General features: G+C 65.6%; 15 protein-coding genes. 6 read left to right on the forward strand and 9 right to left on the reverse strand.

The features are described from left to right. Nucleotides 1-424 precede the first annotated feature (424 nt). The 3 genes from ACCQ16_RS13435 (at nucleotide 425) to ACCQ16_RS13445 (ending at nucleotide 7209) form a co-directional block, all read left to right on the forward strand. Nucleotides 425-2527: a M13 family metallopeptidase gene (locus ACCQ16_RS13435; RefSeq protein WP_164738793.1), complete on the forward strand. Its 2103-nt coding sequence runs from the start codon at nucleotides 425-427 to the stop codon at nucleotides 2525-2527. 385 nt (nucleotides 2528-2912) lie between these two features. Beyond that, on the forward strand, nucleotides 2913-5009 hold the full coding sequence (locus ACCQ16_RS13440; protein ID WP_372379978.1) for a M13 family metallopeptidase: 2097 nt from the start codon (nucleotides 2913-2915) through the stop codon (nucleotides 5007-5009). 184 nt (nucleotides 5010-5193) lie between these two features. Next, a complete protein-coding gene (locus tag ACCQ16_RS13445) occupies nucleotides 5194-7209 on the forward strand; it encodes a M13 family metallopeptidase (RefSeq protein ID WP_029819771.1) in 2016 nt (671 codons plus the stop codon). 208 nt (nucleotides 7210-7417) lie between these two features. On the opposite strand, the gene ACCQ16_RS13450 is transcribed toward ACCQ16_RS13445, so the two are convergent. From ACCQ16_RS13450 to ACCQ16_RS13475, 6 genes are all read right to left on the reverse strand, one after another. Next, nucleotides 7418-8113 carry a rhomboid family intramembrane serine protease gene (locus ACCQ16_RS13450; protein WP_277572651.1) on the reverse strand — a complete coding sequence of 232 codons (696 nt, stop codon included), beginning with the start codon at nucleotides 8111-8113 and terminating at the stop codon, nucleotides 7418-7420. A gap of 40 nt (nucleotides 8114-8153) precedes the next feature. Then, entirely contained in the window at nucleotides 8154-8561 is a 408-nt protein-coding gene (locus ACCQ16_RS13455; protein WP_011347973.1) for an MGMT family protein, read from the reverse strand. A gap of 408 nt (nucleotides 8562-8969) precedes the next feature. Then, entirely contained in the window at nucleotides 8970-10340 is a 1371-nt protein-coding gene (gorA, locus tag ACCQ16_RS13460) for a glutathione-disulfide reductase (RefSeq protein WP_277572650.1), read from the reverse strand. Continuing rightward, entirely contained in the window at nucleotides 10337-11617 is a 1281-nt protein-coding gene (locus tag ACCQ16_RS13465) for an NAD(P)/FAD-dependent oxidoreductase (RefSeq protein ID WP_031423371.1), read from the reverse strand. The genes gorA and ACCQ16_RS13465 overlap by 4 nt, the downstream gene beginning before the upstream one ends. Then, complete coding sequence (locus ACCQ16_RS13470; protein WP_277572649.1) at nucleotides 11595-12839, reverse strand: DUF418 domain-containing protein; 1245 nt, start codon at nucleotides 12837-12839, stop codon at nucleotides 11595-11597. Before ACCQ16_RS13470 ends, ACCQ16_RS13465 begins: the two co-directional genes overlap by 23 nt. 228 nt (nucleotides 12840-13067) lie before the next feature. Further along, a complete protein-coding gene (locus tag ACCQ16_RS13475) occupies nucleotides 13068-13547 on the reverse strand; it encodes an FKBP-type peptidyl-prolyl cis-trans isomerase (RefSeq protein WP_071117672.1) in 480 nt (159 codons plus the stop codon). Between the two features lie 109 nt (nucleotides 13548-13656). Between ACCQ16_RS13475 and ACCQ16_RS13480 the strand changes: the two genes are divergently transcribed. Both ACCQ16_RS13480 and ACCQ16_RS13485 read left to right on the forward strand, forming a co-directional pair. Continuing rightward, nucleotides 13657-14199 (forward strand): C40 family peptidase, encoded by a 543-nt coding sequence (locus ACCQ16_RS13480; protein ID WP_011347978.1) that lies wholly within the window; start codon nucleotides 13657-13659, stop codon nucleotides 14197-14199. A gap of 109 nt (nucleotides 14200-14308) precedes the next feature. Beyond that, the gene (locus tag ACCQ16_RS13485) at nucleotides 14309-15058 is read left to right on the forward strand and encodes a C40 family peptidase (RefSeq protein ID WP_277572648.1); all 750 of its coding nucleotides are present in this window, start codon (nucleotides 14309-14311) and stop codon (nucleotides 15056-15058) included. A 199-nt stretch (nucleotides 15059-15257) separates the two neighbouring features. Here ACCQ16_RS13485 and ACCQ16_RS13490 read toward each other — a convergent pair whose 3' ends face one another. The 3 genes from ACCQ16_RS13490 to ACCQ16_RS13500 form a co-directional block, all read right to left on the reverse strand. Then, entirely contained in the window at nucleotides 15258-15749 is a 492-nt protein-coding gene (locus ACCQ16_RS13490; protein WP_014090559.1) for an acyl-CoA thioesterase, read from the reverse strand. Between the two features lie 248 nt (nucleotides 15750-15997). Continuing rightward, entirely contained in the window at nucleotides 15998-16834 is an 837-nt protein-coding gene (locus ACCQ16_RS13495; protein ID WP_277572647.1) for a class I SAM-dependent methyltransferase, read from the reverse strand. A gap of 9 nt (nucleotides 16835-16843) precedes the next feature. Further along, nucleotides 16844-18184 (reverse strand): dicarboxylate/amino acid:cation symporter, encoded by a 1341-nt coding sequence (locus tag ACCQ16_RS13500; protein WP_014090560.1) that lies wholly within the window; start codon nucleotides 18182-18184, stop codon nucleotides 16844-16846. 143 nt (nucleotides 18185-18327) lie between these two features. Between ACCQ16_RS13500 and ACCQ16_RS13505 the strand changes: the two genes are divergently transcribed. Then, nucleotides 18328-20034: an alkaline phosphatase family protein gene (locus ACCQ16_RS13505; RefSeq protein WP_071117675.1), complete on the forward strand. Its 1707-nt coding sequence runs from the start codon at nucleotides 18328-18330 to the stop codon at nucleotides 20032-20034. Nucleotides 20035-20127 lie beyond the last annotated feature (93 nt).

Genomic DNA, 20127 nt, shown 5'->3' on the forward strand with positions numbered 1-20127 from the left:
CTGCGCCCACCATCTGTCAACGGCAGCGTATGAGCCTGCCCGCCGCTAACAATGCAGCACTGCGGCGGCGCGCGCAGGTGGTAGGCGAAGAACGGTCGCTGCACAGTGCCGCTAGTGGTTGCCAGCAAGTGCCCCGCTGGGTGATTCGGGGGTGACCACGCCGACACCTCCAGCCGACAGCTGCAGGTTGTGTGACATCGACAGTACCGCCGTTGCCTACTGGCCATGGCGGGCCGGCTCACTGGATGTTCGGTACCCCCGCGCCCCAAAAGCTGGTGCCTCCCCCGGCCCTCTACGCCCCGCACCCATGACCTTCGACACCATGCCATCCGGCTGGCGAGGCGTAGAGTGCCGGCCACGGCCCCGGCGACGGGGCTTCCCATCGATGCTTCCGGAGTCCTTTGTGATTCGTACACCTCATTTATTGACGCTGACCCTGGCCGTGGCCACCGCCCTGAGCGGTTGCAAGAAGTCCGAAGACACCGCACCTGCCGCCCCTGCGGGCGACACCGCGGCCACTACCCCGGCAGCGCCCAAGACGCTGACCCTGGACCAGAGCAAGCTGCCGGCAGTGAACCAGTTCACCGCGGCCGACCTAGACCCCAACAGCAACGCCTGTACCGATCTGAACGCCTACGCCAATGCCAAGTTCCTGGCCGCCAACCCGGTGCCGAGCGACCGCACCAGCTGGGGCGCGTTCGAGATGCTCGACGAGCGCTCCAATGCGATCCAGCGGCAGTTGGTGGAACAGGCCGCAGCCGACGGCAAGGCCACCGGTGTGGAAAAGATCGTCGGCGACCTGTGGTCGACCGGCATGGACGAAGCCAAGATCAACGCGCAGGGCATCGAGCCGCTGAAGCCGGAACTGGCCGCCATCGACGCGATCAGCGACCAGGCCAAGCTGGTGGACTACCTGCGCAGCAGCGCGGCCAAGGGCAACAACGTCCTTTTCGGCTTCGGCGCCGAAGCGGACTTCAAGAAGTCCAGCCAGAACATCGCCTATGCCATGCAGGGAGGCCTGGGCCTGCCGGACCCGGAGTACTACACCAGCCCCGCCAACAAGGCCAAGCTAGAGGCCTACCAGGCGCACATCGCCAAGGTGCTGGAGCTGTCGGGCGTGGCCGCGGCCGATGCCGCCGCGCAGGCCAAGCAAGTGGTCGCGTTCGAAACCCGCCTGGCCAAGGTGTCCAAGACCAGCACCGAGCTGTCGCGCGACGCCTCGCTGGCCTACAACCCGATCTCCCCCGCCGAGGCCGACAAGCTGACCCCGAACTGGTCGTGGACCGAGTTCTTCAAGTCGCAGGGCGTGGTCACGCCGGAGATGTTCTCGCTGGCGATCCCCGCCTTCCATCAGGAAGTGAGCAAGATGATCGCCGATACCGACCCGACGATCTGGCGCGCGTACCTGCGCTTCCACACCGTCGATGGCGCTTCGCCGTTCCTGAGCCAGCCGTTCGTCGATGAGAACTTCGCGTTCTACAACAAGACCATGCGCGGCCAGAAGGAAATCAAGCCGCGTTGGAAGCGCGTGCTGGCCACCATCAACGGCCAGGCCGGCGAAGCGCTGGGCCAGCTGTACGTCAAGGTTGCCTTCCCGGCCGATTCCAAGGCCAAGATGGAAACCCTGGTGACCAATCTGCGTACCGCGCTCAAGGCCCGCATCGAAAAGCTGGACTGGATGAGCCCGGAGACCAAGACCAAGGCCATCGCCAAGTGGGAAAGCTTCACGCCCAAGATCGGCTACCCGGAAAAGTGGCGTGAGTGGAACGGCCTGAGCACCGGCCGCGACAGCTACCTGGGCAACGTGATGGCCGCGCAGGAATTCAACTACAAGTGGAACCTGTCCAAGATCGGCAAGCCGGTGGACAAGACCGAATGGAGCATGAGCCCGCAGACGGTCAACGCCTACTACAACCCGCTGCAAAACGAGATCGTGTTCCCGGCCGCCATCCTGCAGCCGCCGTTCTTCGACCCGAATGCGCCGGAGGAAATGAACTACGGCGGCATCGGTGCAGTGATCGGCCATGAGATGACCCACGGTTACGACGACCAGGGCAGCCGCTTCGGCGCCGATGGCAACTTCATCCCCGATCCGGGTTGGTGGACGCAGAAGGACCTGGACGCGTTCAAGGCACGCACCGGCAAGCTGGTGGCGCAGTTCGACGGCTACCGTACGCCGGCCGGCGACAAGGTCAAGGGCGACCTGACCCTGGGCGAAAACATCGCCGACCTGGGTGGCCTGAACACCGCCTACGACGCCATGAAGGCCGCCACTGCCGGCAAGGACGACCCCAAGACCGACGGCATCACCCGCGACCAGCGCTTCTTCCTCAACTGGGCCACGGTATGGCGTCGCAACTTCACCCCGGAAGAACTGGCCGTGCGCCTGAAGACCGACCCGCATGCACCGGCGAACTTCCGCGCCATCGGCGCACCGTCGAACATGCCGGCCTTCGCCGCCGCGTTCTCGTGCAAGGCGGGCGATGCGATGGTGCGTCAGGGCGACAAGCAGGTCGTGATCTGGTAATTGCGCAAGCGCGGTAAAACCACGGGCGGCCATCGAAAGATGGCCGCCCGTTTTCGTTGTGCACCCGGTATTTGCCGCAGCGTCTTTCTCCAAATCCGCCAGCCGGCACCAACGACCGAGGCAGGCCATGCTCCTGCAGTGGATGATCTTTCCTGCACGCACGCGCTGCCAGACCGATGCCGACCAACGGGTAGAACGCGCATCCTGCTGCGACGCCGTCGCTGCGCTGGCTACAAGCGCAGGCTACGCAAGACCCGCAAACACCAGCTGCAATGCGGTGCGATCTGCAATCGCGCCTGCATGCAAGCCTCAACAAAACTCAACGCACGCGCCCCCTGGTGATGGGTCCGCTTATGCTCGGCGTTTATCCCAGCCACTGGCGCCCATGTCACACACCAAGACCTCCACGCTTGCCCTTGCCCTGCTGGTCGCCCTGGCAGGCTGCCAACGCGAAGCGCAAACCAGCAGCACGCCGGAAAAAACCGCGACCTCGGCACCTGCAGCGACAGCGGCCGCGAAACCTGCATTCGACATCGGCGAACTGGATGCAGCTACCAACGCGTGCCAGAACCTGGACGATTTCGTCAATGGCCGTTGGAAAAAAGCCAATCCCATCCCGGCCGACCGCACCAGTTGGGGGGTCTCCGACGTGCTCGTGGAGAACAGCCTGACCACCCAACGCCAGATTGCCGAAGACGCCGCAAGGCAGGCGGACACCCAAACCAATCCTGTCGCCCACAAGATCGGCATGCTGTATGCCTCGGGCATGGATGAAGCGGCCATCGAAGCGGCCGGCGACCGGCCGATCAAGCCACAGCTCGACGCCATCGCCGCGCTGACCTCAGGCAAGGAGGTTGCCGACTACATCACGCATCGTTTTGCCGAAGGCGATGCGCAGGTGTTCGATTTCGGCGCACGTGCGGACTTCAAACATGCCGACAGGCAGATCGGGTTCGCGCAGGAAGGTGGACTGGGCCTGCCGACCAAGGAGTACTACACCTCTCCCGAATACGCGCCTATTCGCGAGGCATATCTGGCTTACATCGCCAAATCCTTCGAGCTCACCGGCAGCACCACAGACGCCGCCAAGGCACAGGCGAGCGAGGTCCTGGCGCTCGAAACACGGCTGGCCGCGGCCTCGCTCACACGCACCGAGGCGCGTGACCCCAGGAACCAGTATCACTTCGTCAGCACGGCCGAGGCCGACAAACTCACGCCGCACTTTGCATGGAGCAATTTCTTTGCCGTGCAAGGCATCGACAGCGGTACCGGCTTTTCCCTGTCGCAGCCGCGGTTCTTCGCCGAATTCGATCGTCAGCTGGCGAACGCGCCGATCGCACAATGGCAGGCCTATCTGCGCTTCCACACCATCGACGACGCCTCCAAGCAGCTCAGCAAGGCCTTCGTCGACAACAACTTCGCGTTCTATGGCAAAACGCTGTCCGGGCAACCCGAACAGCAGCCGCGTTGGAAGCGCGTATTACGCACGGTCAACGGCGCAATGGGCGAAGGGCTGGGGCAGCTCTACGTCGCCAAGGTGTTCACGCCGGAAGCCAAACAGCGTGCCAGCGACTTGGTGGACAACGTGCGTGTTGCGCTCAAGGCGCGCATCGAGAACGTCGACTGGATGAGCCCGGAAACCAAGGCCAAGGCCATCGCCAAGTGGCAAACATTCCTGCCCAAAATCGGCTATCCCGACACCTGGCGCGACTGGTCGGGGCTGGAGATCGTGCCTGGCGCGTATTACCGCAACCTGCAGGCAGCAGCGAAATTCAATTATCACTACGACATCGCCCAGATCGGTAAGCCCACCGACCGGATGCGCTGGCAGATGACCCCGCAGACGGTCAATGCGTATTACGACCCCAGCACCAATTCCATCAATTTCCCTGCCGGAATTCTGCAGCCGCCGTTCTTCGACGCCAGTGCGGACGACGCCTTGAACTACGGCGGCATCGGCGCAGTGATCGGGCACGAAGCCACGCACGGCTTCGACGATGAGGGCCGCCAGTTCGACGGCGCCGGCAACAATGTCGACTGGTGGACACCGCAGGATCGCAAGGCCTTCGAGCAACGTGCCGAGCGACTGGTCAAACAGTTCGATGCCTACGTGCCGCTGCCCGACCACCCCACGGTGCACGTCAATGGCAGGCTCAGCCTGGGCGAAAACATCGCCGACCTGGGCGGTACCAACGTCGCCTACGATGCGTTGCAGGCAGATCTGCGCGCGCATCCGGAACGCGCCGTCGCGATCGACGGCTACAGCCCGGATCAACGCTTCTTCCTGAACTATGCACGCAGCTGGCGTGGGCAGACGCGCGAACAGCAGCAGCTGGTCTACCTGGCAAGCGACCCCCATGCGCCCGACAACCTGCGCGCCATTGCCCCGCCCTCGAACATGCCCTCCTTCGCCAAGGCATTTTCCTGCAAGGCCGGCGATGCGATGGTGCGGCCAGAAAAAGACCGTGTGGTGATCTGGTAAGCCTGCACAGGCGACGGCTGCAAGCGCTTCCAACACGGTGGCACCCGGTACAGGCCCGCACGCGCGGGCCTGTCGCATTCATGCAAGCGGCCGGCACCGAACACGAACCGGCGCGCGCGCCTGCCTGCGCGGCACGCAGCCTTGCTAAACTCCGCCGACTTCAATCTGGCCACCCTTCTTCTCGATGCCCACCATTCGTCCGCTTGCCCTCGCTCTTGGCTTCAGCCTGATCTCGCTGCTGTCCGCCCCCGACGCCGACGCCGCTCGCAAGAAGAAGGCCGCAGCGCCCAAGGCTCCGGCCGTCTCGGCGGCCTGCACCAATTTCTACGACTACGCCAACGCCAGCTGGCTCAAGGCCAACCCCGTGCCGCAGGCCGGCGCCGTCACCGCGCTGGGTCAATTGTCCGAGCGCGCCCTGCAGCAACAGCGCGAGTTGCTCGATGCATCGATGAAGTCCCCGCAGGGCAACGTGCAGAAGCTGCTCGGCGATTTCTGGGCCAGCGGCCTGGACGAATCGGCTGTGGAGAAGGACGGCTCCAACCCGATCGCTCCCCTGCTCTCGCGCATCGACGCGATCAAGAAGGCCAAGGATGTGCCCGCTTCCATCGCCGCGTTGCATCAGGTCGGTATTCCGGTCGGCTTCAATTTCGGCCCGGACGTGGACCTGAAGGCGCTCGATCGCCATATCGGCTACTTCATGCAGGGCGGCATGGGCCTGCCCGACCCGGCCTTCTACACCCGCACCGACGCCGACACCCAGGCGCTGATGGGCCGCTACCGCGCGTACGTCAAGCAGATCCTGGCGCTGACCGGCACCGCTGCCGACAAGCTCGACGCCGACGCAGCCTCCGTGCTGCAGATCGAAACCGCGCTGGCGCGTAGCGCGCAGTCGGTGCAGGGCATCAACAACCCGTTCAACAACTACGCACCGATCGCCACCAAGGAACTGGGCAAGCAGTACAAGAACCTGCGCCTGGCCGACTTTCTGGAGGCGCAGGGCGTCAAGGACGACCTGGTGTCGATGGCCGACCCGGCCATGTTCAAGCAACTCGACAGCATGATCGTCAGCATCAAGCCGGACCAATGGAAGGCCTACCTGCGCTGGCGCGTGGGCGATGCGATGGCGCCGTACCTGTCCAAGAGCTTCCACGATGCCGAATACCAGTTCCGTGGCCGTCTGCTGCGTGGCGATGCGGTGCCGCCGCAGCGTTGGCAGCAGGTGCTGGACGCGATCAACGTGGCCGCCGGCCCGATGCTCGGCCGCGAGTACGTGGCGCGTTATCTGAGCAGCGACACCCGTCGCCAGGCCGAAGCCATCGCAGACCAGGTGCGCGATGCACAGCTGGCCGCACTGGAGCGCACCGGTTGGGGCAACGGCGAGGTGGTGGCCGAAGCCAAGGCCAAGCTGGCCGCGATGAAGATCGAAGTCGGCGCGCCGCGACGCGACCTGGATTACACCGTGCAGCCGATGGGGCGCGGCAGTTTCGGCGGCAATATGCTGATCGCCTCGACCTGGCGCCACCGCGAAGAGATGAAGCGCATCGGCAAGGGCAACGCCGACCGTCGCTGGGACGTGCTGCCGCAACAGCCGGCGGTGGCCTACGACATTGCGCAGAACCGCCTGATCGTCACTGCCGCCGTGTTGCAGGCGCCGGTGTTGACCACCGGCGGCACCCAGGCCGCGCAGTACGGTGCCTACGGTGCGCTGGTCGCACACGAGATCACCCGTGCGATCGATGCCAAGGGCTCGCTGGTCGATGCCAAGGGCGAATTGCGCAGCTGGTGGACGCCGGCCGAAAAGGCGAGCTGGACCATGCTGACCAACAAGGTCGCCGCGCAGTTCTCCGCCTACCCGTACCCGGGCGTGCCCAACGCCAAGGTCAATGGTGCGCAGACCGCCGAAGAGAACCTGGCCGATCTGGCCGGCGTCGAATTGGCCTGGCAGGCGTTCAACAAGGCGCAGCCGGCAGCCACCGAGGCCGACAAGCAAGCCTTCTTCACCGCCTGGGCCGGGCTGTGGGCACAGCAGTTGTCGCCCAACGAGGCGGTGCAGCGCGCAAGCGCCGACATCCGCGCACCGGGCCAGTGGCGCACCAACGGCCCGCTCTCGAACCTGCCCGAGTTCGGTGCAGCGTTCAGCTGCAAGGCCGGCCAGCCGATGCAGCGCGTGGATGCCGAGCAGTTGAAGATCTGGCGCTGAGTCAGGCGCCAGCAGGTCGCTGGCAATCAGCACGCAGTGGCAGGCAATAAAAAAGAGCGCGGACTCCGCGCTCTTTTTTTGTGCCTGGCATTTCGCCCATCCGTTGCTTACCTCAACGCGCTCTTCGTAGGGGCGGCCCGGCCGAGATGAAGCCTTGCCGGTAAAACCCCATCGCGGCCAGGGTCGCTCCTACGGAGCAGCGTGGATCTCAACGCACCACGCGCAACGGCGGCTTGCGCTTCCCGCCGCCCTTCCTTCCGCCGCTGCCGCCGAATGGCGACTGGCCGCGCCAGTAGCGGATCATCAGCCAGCCGAACAGCATGCCGCCCAGATGCGCGAAGTGGGCCACGCCAGGCTGCCAACCGGTCGCCCCGAGCAGTAACTCGATCGCGCCGAACACGATCACGAAGGTCCGCGCCTTCATTGGAATCGGCGGGAACAGCAGCATCACGCGCTGATTGGGGAACAGCATTCCGTAAGCCAGCAGCAAACCGAACACGCCGCCCGATGCGCCGACGACCGGCGCACCGCTTTGCGTGAACCAGGCCATCAGCAACTGGCACAGGCCGGCGCCGGCGACGCACACGAGGTAGTAGGTGAGAAAGCGCTTCTGGCCCCAGGTCTGTTCCAACGGCGCGCCGAACATGAAGAGCGCCAGCATGTTGAAAAATAGATGGTTGAAGCCGCCATGCAGGAATGCGTAGGTCAGCAGCTGCCAGGGCATGAAGCTGGCACCCGGCGTAAACGCATCGAAGCCGTTGGACAGCGGCCACAACATCAGCCACGACAACACGCTGTCCGATGGCAACACGCCAGCGCCCAGGTCGCCCACCGCCCATTGCAGCAGGAACAAGCCGATGTTGGCGATCAGTAATGCTTTGGTGACGGGCGGCAATTGAGGCATGGCGGCTTCCTTCGGAATGCTGCCGATGATAACGGCAGGCTTATGAAGGTCCCCACACGGCCGCATCCAGCCGCTGCGCGGCGCTGGCCCGGCGCACACGGCCACGTTCCACCTGGACGCCCTCGTCGCGCAGGCGCTGGCATTGCTCGCGGTAGCCTGCCGAGCCTTCGGGCAAGGCAATCCGGCCGTCGCTGCGCAATACGCGGTGCCAGGGCAGCTGCGGGTCGTCGTTGCCGCTGAGCACGCGTGCCACCAGTCGCGCACGGCCCGGCAGGCCCGCGCGCCGGGCAACTTCCCCATAACCGGCGACCTCGCCCACGGGAATTGCGCCGATCGCCTGAAGAATCCGCAGCCGCGCCTGCTCGCCGGACAGTGACGCGCTCTTGGAGCCTGCGCGCGCAGGCGGGCTGGCGGTGCCGCGCGGTGTTGGATGGCGAGATGTGGGCATCGCACAAGCATGCCAGCTGATGAGCGTGCGTGTGCGGATCGCCCTGCACGCGAGGGGAAAGTTGCAAGCCCTCTGCTCCCGGGAGAGGGCTTGAGGTGCGGGCCCAGCAAAGCAAACCGCCGAGGACACGCAATCAGTCGTCGTTTGTTGGTGGATAAAGGTACAACCAACCTTGAACATCAGGTCGCGTTGGATCGATGCGTCGCTTGTACCAGACCCTCACCCCAACCCTCTCCCACAGGGACAGAAGCTCGGTCCATTCTTCCATCAAGACACTGGGGGACCAGGTGACGCGCAGCGCCGGATGAGGCTACGGCTGCCACTGGCTATCCCAGCCTGGCATTGATCAAGGCATCGCCTCATGCGCCGCCACGCGGCAACCCACCATCGATGGCGACAGCGCCCCCCTCAATGCATCAACACAATCTCTTCAGACGAAGTGGGATGAATCGCCACGGTCTCCTCGAAGTCCCGCTTGGTCGCGCCCATCTTCACCGCCACCGCAAAGCCTTGCAGCATTTCGTCGGCGCTCTCACCCAGCAGATGGACACCGACCACACGTTCCTCCTCGCCCACGCACACCAGCTTGAACAGACTGCGCTGCGGCGCGTCGGCCAGCGCGTGCAGCATCGGGCGGAAATTGCTGCGGTACACGCGCACCGCACCGTTGTACCGTGCACGCGCCTGTTCTTCGGTGAGCCCGACATTGCCAAGCGGCGGGTGCGAAAACACCACGCTGGGCACGTTTTCGTAGTCCATGCGCGCATCCGGCTGGTGACCGAACAGGCGATCCATCAGCTTGCGCCCTGCCGCAATCGCCACCGGCGTCAGTCCGACCTTGCCGCCCACATCGCCGATGGCGTGAATATTCGGCACGTTGGTGGTCTGCCCGTCGTCCACCACCACTTCGCCCTTGTCGCCAAGCGCAACGCCCACCGCCTCCAGACCCAGCCCGGCGGTATTGGCGCGGCGACCCACCGCAAAAAACACCTTGTCGAAGACGTCGTTGCCCTGCTCGCGCGGATGCACGCAATGACCATGCACGCGCAACGCACCGTGCAGATCGCGCTCCAATGCGGTGGTGGTGAAACCGAAGTGCAGCCGCACACCCAGATGGCGCAGGTTGTCGGCCAACTGCAAGGTGAGCTCCGCATCGAAGCGCTCCAGCAAGCGCTCGCCCTGCACGAACAGATGCACGCGACTTCCCAGGGCCTGCAGCAGCCCGGCGATTTCCACCGCGATATAGCCACCGCCCACAATCGCGACCCGCTCGGGCGCATGGCAGAGATTGAAGAAATCGTCGGAGACTTCGCCATGTTCTGCGCCCTCCACGTCCGGGCGTAACGGGTGTGCACCGGTGGCGATAACGATGTGCTCGGCGGTCACCCGTACGCCGTCGCCGCCCATGACGGTATGGCGGTCCTGCAATACGCCGCGCTGCGGGATCAGGACCACGCCATCTTCGTTGAGGCGGCGTCGATAGCTGGCGTGGATGTTGGAGATGTACCCCTGCCGATGCGTGACCAGCTCCTGCCAGGCCAGCGTCGGGCGCGGCACCTCGAATCCCAGCGCGCTGGCCAACTCGATCTTGCCGGCCAGATCGGCTGCCAGCCACATCGCCTTCTTCGGCACGCAACCGAGATTGACGCAGGTGCCGCCCAGTTCGTCGGGCTCCATGATCGCCACGCGCGCGCCATGTTTTGCTGCGCGAAATCCAGCCGCGAGGCCGCCGGAGCCGCCACCCAGAATCACCACGTCGTAGTCGTAACGCGCACTCATGCGAAACGCTCCGCCCGGTAAGGATGCGGGTCCAGCGCGGGTGCGCGGCCCGTGATCAGGTCGGCCATCAATTGTCCGCTTGCAGTGCTCATGCTGATGCCGAGCATGCCATGCCCGGCTGCGAGCCAGACGTGAGGATGGCCCGGCACCGCGCCCAGGACCGGCACGTCGTCCCAGGTCATCGGCCGCCATCCGTACCAGCGCTCGATCACCGCAGGCCCGCATGGCGCCTGAAGATATTCGGCCGCTGCACGCTCCAACGCAGCCAGGCGTGTGGCATTGAGCTGCGTATCGCGCCCGGAAAATTCCATCGTGCTGCCGATGCGCAGGCGGTCGCGCCACGGCACCACAAACACCCAGCGGTCCTTCAACACCACCGGGCGGCGCGGCATCAGATGCGGCGCGCTGTAGGTAATCGAATAGCCCTTGCCGGCCTGCACCGGCAGGCGCAAACCAAGTTGCGCCGCCAGCACCGGCGACCATGGCCCGGTTGCGATCACCACTTCGCGCGCAGGGCGCTTGCCGTGCTCGGTCTGCACGCAGCTGCCAGCTCCATCGGGCACGATTGCCTGCACGCGGCAGTGCGCATCGATCACCACGCCACGTGCGCGCAGCACCCTCGCAAGCTCTGCGGTGTACTGCTCCGGGCGCAGATGGGCATCGCCCGGGAAGTGGATCGCACCGGCGATCCCATCGCGAAATGCGGGATCCTGGCGTATGTAGTCCGCACCATCGATGACCTCGGCCCGGATCCCCCACTGCGCCAGCAGCGCGCATTCGTCGCGGTATTGCGCAAAGCGGCGCGCATCGCCGAACACGTAATCCAGCCCGTCGTTACGAAACTCGCACTCCAACCCGTACCGCGCCACCCACGCGTCGAAGCGCTGCCGCGCGTCGTGCAACAACGCCGCGCGCGCCTGTGCACTGGCCTGCCAATCGCGTGAATTGCAGCGCCGCGCAAAACGCAGCAGCCAGCGCCACAACCCCGGATCCAGACGTGGCGGGATATACAGCGGCGCGTCCGGGGTGAACATCCATTTCAGTGCCTGCGCAATCATGCCGGGCGCCGCCAGCGGCGGTGCATGGCTTGGCGTGATGGTGCCGCAATTGCCGTAGGAGGTCGCCGCACCGGGCGCACCGGCATCGAGCACGCGCACCTGCCGGCCCGCTTCGACCAGTGCCAGCGCGGTGGCCAGGCCAATCGCGCCCGCACCGATCACCACCACATCATCGCGGCTGCCGTGCATGCAGGCGCTACCCGGCGCGCCCAGCGCCACGCCACATCGGCGGCATCTGCAGATAGGTCGCGCTGCGCCATAGCCATTCCATCGGCCCGAAGCGGAACCAGTGCAGCCAGCACCGGCTCAGCTGCACCTGTAGCGCGAACAGTGCCAGCGCGAACGGCAGCTGCCACACCCGCGGCAGCTGTTCGAAATAGCCCAGCCCGTAGCCGTAGAAGATGCCGGTGCAGACCAGCGATTGCAGCAGATAATTGCTCAATGCCATCCGCCCCGCCGGCGCAAGCCATGCCAGACGCGGCGCCAGGCGCACCACCCATGCGGCGTAGCCCAGGCACATCAACGGCCCTGCAATCAGCGACAGCGCGAAGGCGCCGGACAGGCGCAGGTCCAGCCGCGCCGGATCGATCCACGGCTCCAATGCATAACTTGCCAGCATCACGCCCAGCCCGAGCGGCAACACGCCATGGCGCAGCGTCGCAAACAAACGGGGGAAGCGCTCGGGCGCGGCGATCGCACCGCTGCGCACGAACCAGCTGCCGAGCAGGAACATGCCGAGCATGGCCGGGCCATTGATGCTGAGCCCGGTCATCGCCTGCTGAAAGTCATGCCAGCGCTGCACCGTCGCCTGCAGGTAAGTGCCGCTGCCGAATGCGGCGCGCTGCGCCTGCACATTCGCCAGCGCCTGCTGCGCGGCGTCGGCCATCGCCGCTTTCCACTGCACCGTCGCGGCAGGATCGGCCTGCGCCAACTCGCCTGCCACCCCGTACAGCAGGGTCAGCCCGGGTGCGCACAGGTACACCAACGCAGCGAACCACGGCAGCGTCACGGTCGGCACGTTGCGCGCACTGAACAGCAGCAACGCCAGCAGGGCATAGGTCACCAGGACATCGCCGGACCACACCAGCAGCGCGTGGGCAAGCCCGATCACCAACAGCCCGAGGGTGCGGCGCAGATACAGGCCGAAGAACGCGCGCCCGGCCTGCGCGGCGCGCTGCGCCATCACCGCAAAGCCCATGCCGAACAACAGCGAAAATAGCGTGTAGAACTTGCCTTGCACGAACACGTAAACCAGCGCATCGGCAACCCGGTCGGCGCCATGCCAATGCGGCTCCACGCCGGTCATGGCCAGATCGAGCGGCCCGACAAAGGCTTCGATGTTCATCAGCAGAATGCCCAGCAGCGCCACGCCGCGCAGGACATCCAGCACGACGATGCGCTCGGTCGCAGCAATGGGAAGCAGCACGTCGCGGGATGTCATCACGGCTCAGGCAACCAGATACGGCGGCGCGCGCCGCAGAATGCAAACGGCCCGCCGATGGGGCGGGCCGTCAGGAACAGCAATCATGCACGCGCCGCGGCAAACCGCACGGATGGGCCGACATGCGCGTGGAGTGCATGCGCCAGCGCAGCGCCGGATGACCGGCCTACGTCAGTGGCGCGCAGGCGTCGCACCCGTCCAACCGCCATACGAGCGCGTGCCCCACCCTTAGTGGTGATGACCGCCGTCGCCGTGCACATGGCCGTGGTCGCGTTCTTCTGCGGTGGCTTCACGCACTTCGACGATCTCCACGTCGAAATGCAGATCCTTGCCGGCCATGGGGTGATTGAGGTCCACATCGACCACGCTCATGCCGACTTTCTGCACCGTCACTGCGCGCGGGCCGAAGTTGGTCTGCAGCACGACCTGGGTGCCGGGCACCAGCTTGGTGGCGCCAAAATGCTTCTTGGGTACGCGCTGGCTCAGGCCTTCGCGGTATTCGCCGTAGGCGTCGGTGGCCTTGACGTCCACGCCGAAGCTCTCGCCGGCCTCCTTCCCCATCATGGCCGCTTCCAGGCCCGGGATGATGTTGCCGTGGCCGATCATGATCGCCAACGGGTCACGCTCCTTGGAGCTCTCGATCGGCTCCTGGCCGATCTCCGAAACGGTGTAATGGAAGCGGACGACGCTGTCTTTTTCGATCTTCATGCCTGGCTCTGAATGGGCTGCCCGGTGGCAGACGGTTGAGGACGGCTTGTCGGCCGCCGGGTGCGCCGCCATCATGGCGACCTTTCGAACCGCCCATTATCCCGGCTCCATGCATATCACGCCAGTTTTCGCCGCCCGCGCCCGTTGCGCCGCGGCCAGCCTGTTGCTGGGCCTGCTGCTCCTGGGGGGCTGTTCGTCGCACACGCCGGTTCAGCGCCCGGCCGCGCCACCGCCGACAACGCGCGTGTGGCCGCAGGTAACGCCAGCCGACCCGGCCGCCGCCAACAACATCCTGATGCGCGCGCTGGGGTTGGTGGGCACCCCGTACCGGTTCGGCGGCAACACGCCAGAGACCGGGTTCGACTGCAGCGGGCTGGTCACCTATGTCTACCGGGATGTATTGGCCCTGGCGCTACCGCGCACCTCCCGCGAACTGGCCGCAATTCAGGGCCCGCGCATCCCGCCCGAGCGACTTGCCACCGGCGATCTGGTGTTTTTTGGCTCCGGCGGCAACGTGACCCACGTCGGCATTTATGTCGGTGAAGGCCGCTTCGTGCATGCCCCTACCACGGGCGGTACGGTCCGCCTGGATTTCCTTGATGGAGCCTACTGGCGTGACCATTATTCAGGTTCGAAGCGGGTTTTACACTGAAATGTGACGTAGATCACAAGTCATAAAACGGAAAGTTAACTTTTTTTGAACGTAACGATTCTTTCACCAGGGCATCATCTCGCATCGACAGCAGAACTGTGATTCCCGCGTGACGAACGACGAACAGATCAAAACTGGCGCCGCACCGCTTCCGCCCCGGAAACCGCTCCGCCTGCTATGCGCCACCGCTCTCTCGATTGCAGCACTTCCCGCATTCGCGCAGACCGCCAGCAGCACGCCATCCGCTCCGCAGACGACCACGCCTGACAGCGCCGTCGCCGCCGAGAAAGCCGCAACCCGCAGCCGCGCCGACGCCGCTGCCACTGCAACACTGGCCGCCCTGCTTCCGCACCTGGCTGCCAACGACGCCATTCCGCTGATGGACCGCTCGGCAATGTTCGCCGGCGATCTCAGCCGCCTGCTTGCCAACTACGACGTGTCGCAGAGCGCAGCCAATGCGGCCCAGAACGCCGTGGCCGACAGCCGCGTGCAGGTGATCCTGCAGCGCGCCATGGCCCTGCTCGGCACCCCGTATGTCTGGGGCGGCGAGTCCACCGAAGGGTTCGATTGCAGCGGCCTGGTCGGCTATGTGTTCAAGACTGCACTCGGCATCGATCTGCCGCGCGTCTCGCGCGACATCGCCCGCGACGAATCGGCCGAACTGATCAAGGACCCGAGCGCGCTGAAGGCTGGCGACCTGGTGTTCTTCGGCAAGCGCGGTCGTATCGACCATGTCGGCCTGGTGGTCGGCGACGGCAAGTTCCTGCACGCGCCCAGCCGCGGCAAGGACGTGCGCGTGGATTCGCTGGCGAGCGGCTACTGGAGCGAGAAGTTCATCCAGGCGCGTCGCGTGCTGTAACGCTCGGTTGCCCGGACTCAGTCAAGCAAGGCCGCGACGATCTCGCGGCCTTTTTGTTGTGCGGAACCCGGCCGCGACGTCCGTGTGCGACTGCGCATGCTCTCGGCGCCTATCGGCCCGCGTGCCAGGCGCACCAGGAGCCACGCTGGCCGCACCGCATGCGCTTTCATCGGGCCAGACGACCTACCCCGTACGCGGCTTACTGCGACGTGTCGGCCTTGTACCGCGCCATGGTGTCCTCGATGCCCTTGCTCAACTCCATCACCTTGAGCGCATATTCGGCCAGGCGTTGATCTTCCGGGGTGTCGGGCCGCCAGGACGGCACTTCGACCGGGGTGACCCCGTCCGGGTCCATCGCCACGAACACGATGATGCAATGCGTGCACAGGCGCGAATCGCCTCCCATCGGACTGCGCGCGCGTACGTCGATGGCCAAATGCATGCTGCTGCGGCCGGTATAGACCAGCTTGGCCGACACCGCCACCAGGTCGCCGATGCGCACCGGCGCCACGAACCGGATGCCGCCCACCGCCACGGTGACGCAGTAATGCCCGCTCCAACCGCTGGCGGCGGCAAAACCAACCTGGTCGATCCACTTCATCACCACGCCGCCATGCACCTTGCCGCCGAAGTTGACGTCGCTGGGCTCGGCCAGAAAACGAAATGTCAGATCACGCTGTTGGCCAATCACCGCCCGCCCTCGTCAATGGATGAGCTGGAAGTGTGCCATGTGGTTGAAGCTCGTCGTACCCGCGACGCGATGGCCATACCGGTCGACGTGAGCGCCTACGAACATCGGCCGGCACACCCCTCGTTGCCATTGCTGTCCATCAGCGAGTGCCGGATGCCTTGAAATTCACATGCGAGCGTGAGCAGGGTCATCGCCAGATCGCCCGACGCACACTGCCCGGCGTCATCAGACAACACCCACAAGCACACTCAACCGCCAAGCACCCCAGGGTTGTCCCGCTTGCGCAGACACAGCCATGGGAAATGTGGCTGCGACACGCTGAGCGCCTTTCGCGCACAGGCACTCCAACAACGCGGGTCGAACAACCACTGCACCGCAAAGCGCTCGAACGTCGCGTAGGTATGCTGGTGGTAATGCGCGGCCAGCTCCGGGACGCCCAGCTCGGTGAAGTAGCGCAGGCTGCGTGCGGCACTCTCCTGGCCGCGTTGCGGCGTGGCGTAGAGCGGGCTATCGAGAATATGCAGCTCGCCATCCTCGCGCAGATGCGCGAGCAAACGCTCGATCAACGCGCCAGGATCAGCAAAATATTGCACGCAGGCGGGTAGCACGATGATGTCGAATACGTCGCGCGGTAGTGCCACGGTCTGGATGTCGCCAGCGATGAAACTCAGGCGCGCCGCATGGCCGAATACGCGTGCGGCCTGGGTGAGCTCGGTGCGATTGACGTCGATGCCGCAGACCTCGCGTTGCAGCGACTGCGCCAGCAAGTGCGATAGCCAGCCATTGCCGCAACCGAGTTCGAGGATGGCGCCCTCGCCGGCATGCGTGTCCAGGTGCTGCACCAGCAAACTGCTCGACAGCGCGCGCACGCGCCATTCCAGCATTGCCCCCAGTTTTCCGCCCGGACGCGGCAGGCTGCGCACCTGCGCATCGGTGTACAGCCGGCCTTCCTTGCGCCGGATCTCCAGATAGCGCGTCTCGAAGGGGTCGTCGGCCAAGCCGCGCTGCACGAACACGCCTTCCATGCGCTGCAGCTCGGGCAGCTGCTGCAGCCGTTCGCGCAGGAGTGGAGATCCGGCACGCATCAAGCCGCCTCAGCGCAGTGGTCTGGCGCTGTCGGCCGGCGGTTCTTCCAGTCCCACATTGGTGGAGGCGGAGTCGTAGATGCGCTTGTCGAGCAGTCCGGTTTCCTTGGCCACCAGCACCGGCACCAGCATCTGTCCGGTGACATTGGTCATGGTGCGCATCATGTCCAGGATGCGGTCGATCGCATACAGGTAGCCAATCACTTCCAGCGGCAGATTGGCCGCACTCAGCACCACCGTCGCCATGATGACGGCCGTGCCCGGTACGCCGGCCGTGCCGAAGCTGCCGAGCACCGAGGCGATCAGCACCACGAAATACTGGTTGGCGGTCAGCGGCACGCCGGTGTATTGCGCGATGAACACCGCGCACAACGCCGGAAAGATCGCGCCGCAGCCATCCATCTTGATGCTGGCGCCCAGCGGTACCGCGAATGCGGCGTAATCCTTGCTGACCCCCAGGTTATGCGTGATCGAACGCATTGCCACCGGCATTGCCGCAAAGCTCGACGAACTGACGAACGCCACCTGCATGCCAGGCGCGGCACCGCGGAAAAACTTCCACGGGTTGAGCCCATGTGCGAGCAACAGGCTGCTGTAGACCACCACAATGTGGATCGCGCAGGCCACATACAGCGCCAGGACGAAATTGCCGAACGGCAGCAGTTTCGAAAAGCCGTAGCTGCCGACCAGGCCAGCGATCAGGCCAAAGGTGCCGAGCGGAGTCATTTCCAGCACGAAGCGCGTCACCTGGATCATGATGTCGCTCATCTGCCCGGTGAGCTTGCGCGCCTCGGCCACCCGCTCGCCGAGCTTGACCATTGCAAAGCCCAGCAACGCGGCGAAGAAGATCACCGGCAGGATCGAGCCACGCCCCGCCGCCAGCACCGTTTCGCCGGCCGCGTTGGTCTTGGTGCCGATGCCGGTCAGTGCGTAGAACGGATTGGACGGCACCACATCCAGCAGCACCTGGACCGGGCTTGGCACATCGCGCGGCTTCCAGGCCGAATCCACGCTCAGACTGAAATGGCCGGCGCCCGGCTGCATGATCGTGCCGACCGCCAGGCCCACGCCCACCGCCAATGCTGCGGTGATGACAAACCATAAAAACGTGCGTCCACCGAGTGCGGCAACCGACTTTTGCCCGTGCAAGGACGAGATCGCATTGATCACCGCGAAGAACACCAGCGGGATGGCGATCATCTTGATCAACGTGACGTACAGGTCACCCAACGGACCGAACCACACATCGGCCGCCGGGCCCATGGCCCAGCCGACCAGCGCGCCGAGGACGAAGCCGGCCACCACGCGTTGCCAGAACGGAATGCGCAACCAGGCCGCAACCAGTTTCATGTCGTCGAATCTTCCGGGGGGAAAGTGCATGCACCATAGCCCAGGGCTGCCCTGCCCGCGAGACCACCGCTGGAACAGCGCTGTGTCATCGGTGTGACACCACCCAGCGCGGCATAATGGGGATTGATTCAGCCACGAGTTCGATGCCGATGCGTTACCGCCTGCCTACCCTCGCCGCCCTGACCACGCTGTGCGTCGCCGCCTGCGCCTCCACGACCGGCAGCAGCACCTCCGCACCCGCGTCGGTCCGCGTGGAGGTACCGCCGGTGGCGCACCCGGCGGGCGAAACCCCGCAGTGGTGGTACCGCTCGGGCGCCGCCCGTGCCGCCGGCAACGGCGCCATGGCCGGCAAGGCGCGCAACGTGATCCTGTTCCTGGGCGATGGCATGAGCCTGACCACGGTCGCCGCCGCCCGCATCCTGGACGGCCAGCGCAAGGGCGGGCCGGGCGAAGAAAACCTGTTGTCGTGGGAACAATTCCCCGCCACCGCTTTCAGCAAGACCTACAACACCGACTCGCAGACGCCGGATTCGGCCGGCACCATGACCGCGATCACCACCGGCGTGAAGTCGCACATGGGCGCGATCGGGGTCAGCAGCGGCAACCGCAGCGACTGTGCCGACAGCTTGAACAAGGGCCTGCTGAGCTGGCTGCAGCTGGCCGACAGCGCCGGCATGGCCACCGGCATCGTCACCACCACGCGCCTGACCCACGCCACGCCGGCGGCAACCTATGCGCATTCGCCGGACCGCAATTGGGAAAACGACACCGACCTTCCCGAATCGGCCCGTGCTGCCGGCTGCCAGGACATCGCCCAGCAATTGCTCTCCACCGCCCGCTACGGCCGAGGCCCGCAAGTGGTACTGGGCGGAGGACGCAGCCAGTTCCAGAGCGTGCAGGAGCGCGACCCGGAATACGACGACAAGGTGGGCCTGCGCCTGGACGGCCGCGATCTGGTGTCCGAATGGAAACAGGCGCACCCGCAGGGCGCTTATGTCTGGAACGAGCAGCAGTTGCAGGCAGCGTCCGGTGCACCGGCGCTGCTGGGCTTGTTCGAGCCGGACCACATGCAGTTCGACCACGACCGCAACCGCACCCCGCAGGGCGAGCCCAGCCTGACCGAAATGACCCGCACCGCGATCCAGTCGCTGTCGCGCGACCCGAATGGCTTCGTCCTGATGGTCGAAGGCGGCCGTATCGATCACGCCAACCACGCCGGCAATGCCTACCGCGCACTCGACGAAACCGTGTCGCTGTCCGATGCCGTACGCGCTGCCGTGCAGACTGCGCCAGCGGACACGCTGATCATCGTGACTGCCGACCATTCGCACACGCTCAACTTTGTTGGCTACCCGGTGCGCGGCAACCCGATCCTGGGCAAGGTGCGCGGCACCGGCGGCGAAGAAGGCGACCGCAGCCAGCTGGCCACCGACCTGGCCGGCCAGCCATACACCACGCTCAGCTACGCCAACGGTCCCGGCTACACCGGTGCCAGCAATGCGCAGCCGGCCGGCCCCAAGAAATATCCGCACGAACCCAGCAGCAGCGAGCCGGCTGCCGGCCGCCCGGACCTGACCCACGTCGACACCGAGGCCCCCAGCTACATGCAGGAAGCGCTGGTGCCGACCAAATCCGAAAGCCACGGCGGCGAAGATGTCGGCATCTGGGCCACCGGCCCCGGCAGCGCGGCATTCCGCGGCACGCTGGAAGAGAACGTGATCTACCACGTCATCGTCCAGGCCACCCCGCGCTTGCGCGAGCGCCTGTGCAAGGCAGGCACCTGCGATGCCGCCGGCGTGCCGGTGGAATTGCCCAGGCCGGCCACCTTCGAGGCTGCGGTCAAGCGCTGATGCGCGGGCGGCGCTGCGGCGATGGCGGGCGAGCTGGCGCGTGATGCGGTTGCCGCATCGCCGCTCGACCTGCCCGCCTGGCGTCGCCACCGC

It is taken from the genome of Xanthomonas sp. NCPPB 1062, assembly GCF_041481705.2.
GTDB classification, from domain to species: domain Bacteria; phylum Pseudomonadota; class Gammaproteobacteria; order Xanthomonadales; family Xanthomonadaceae; genus Xanthomonas; species Xanthomonas euvesicatoria.

What these genes read in the sequence shown, in the direction of transcription:
- ACCQ16_RS13440 (WP_372379978.1), top strand. Translation starts at nt 2,913, where the DNA reads ATGTCACACACCAAGACCTCCACGCTTGCCCTTGCCCTGCTGGTCGCC.
- ACCQ16_RS13445 (WP_029819771.1), top strand. Translation starts at nt 5,194, where the DNA reads ATGCCCACCATTCGTCCGCTTGCCCTCGCTCTTGGCTTCAGCCTGATC.
- ACCQ16_RS13450 (WP_277572651.1), bottom strand. Translation starts at nt 8,113, where the DNA reads ATGCCTCAATTGCCGCCCGTCACCAAAGCATTACTGATCGCCAACATC.
- ACCQ16_RS13455 (WP_011347973.1), bottom strand. Translation starts at nt 8,561, where the DNA reads ATGCCCACATCTCGCCATCCAACACCGCGCGGCACCGCCAGCCCGCCT.
- gorA (WP_277572650.1), bottom strand. Translation starts at nt 10,340, where the DNA reads ATGAGTGCGCGTTACGACTACGACGTGGTGATTCTGGGTGGCGGCTCC.
- ACCQ16_RS13470 (WP_277572649.1), bottom strand. Translation starts at nt 12,839, where the DNA reads ATGACATCCCGCGACGTGCTGCTTCCCATTGCTGCGACCGAGCGCATC.
- ACCQ16_RS13475 (WP_071117672.1), bottom strand. Translation starts at nt 13,547, where the DNA reads ATGAAGATCGAAAAAGACAGCGTCGTCCGCTTCCATTACACCGTTTCG.
- ACCQ16_RS13480 (WP_011347978.1), top strand. Translation starts at nt 13,657, where the DNA reads ATGCATATCACGCCAGTTTTCGCCGCCCGCGCCCGTTGCGCCGCGGCC.
- ACCQ16_RS13495 (WP_277572647.1), bottom strand. Translation starts at nt 16,834, where the DNA reads ATGCGTGCCGGATCTCCACTCCTGCGCGAACGGCTGCAGCAGCTGCCC.
- ACCQ16_RS13500 (WP_014090560.1), bottom strand. Translation starts at nt 18,184, where the DNA reads ATGAAACTGGTTGCGGCCTGGTTGCGCATTCCGTTCTGGCAACGCGTG.
- ACCQ16_RS13505 (WP_071117675.1), top strand. Translation starts at nt 18,328, where the DNA reads ATGCCGATGCGTTACCGCCTGCCTACCCTCGCCGCCCTGACCACGCTG.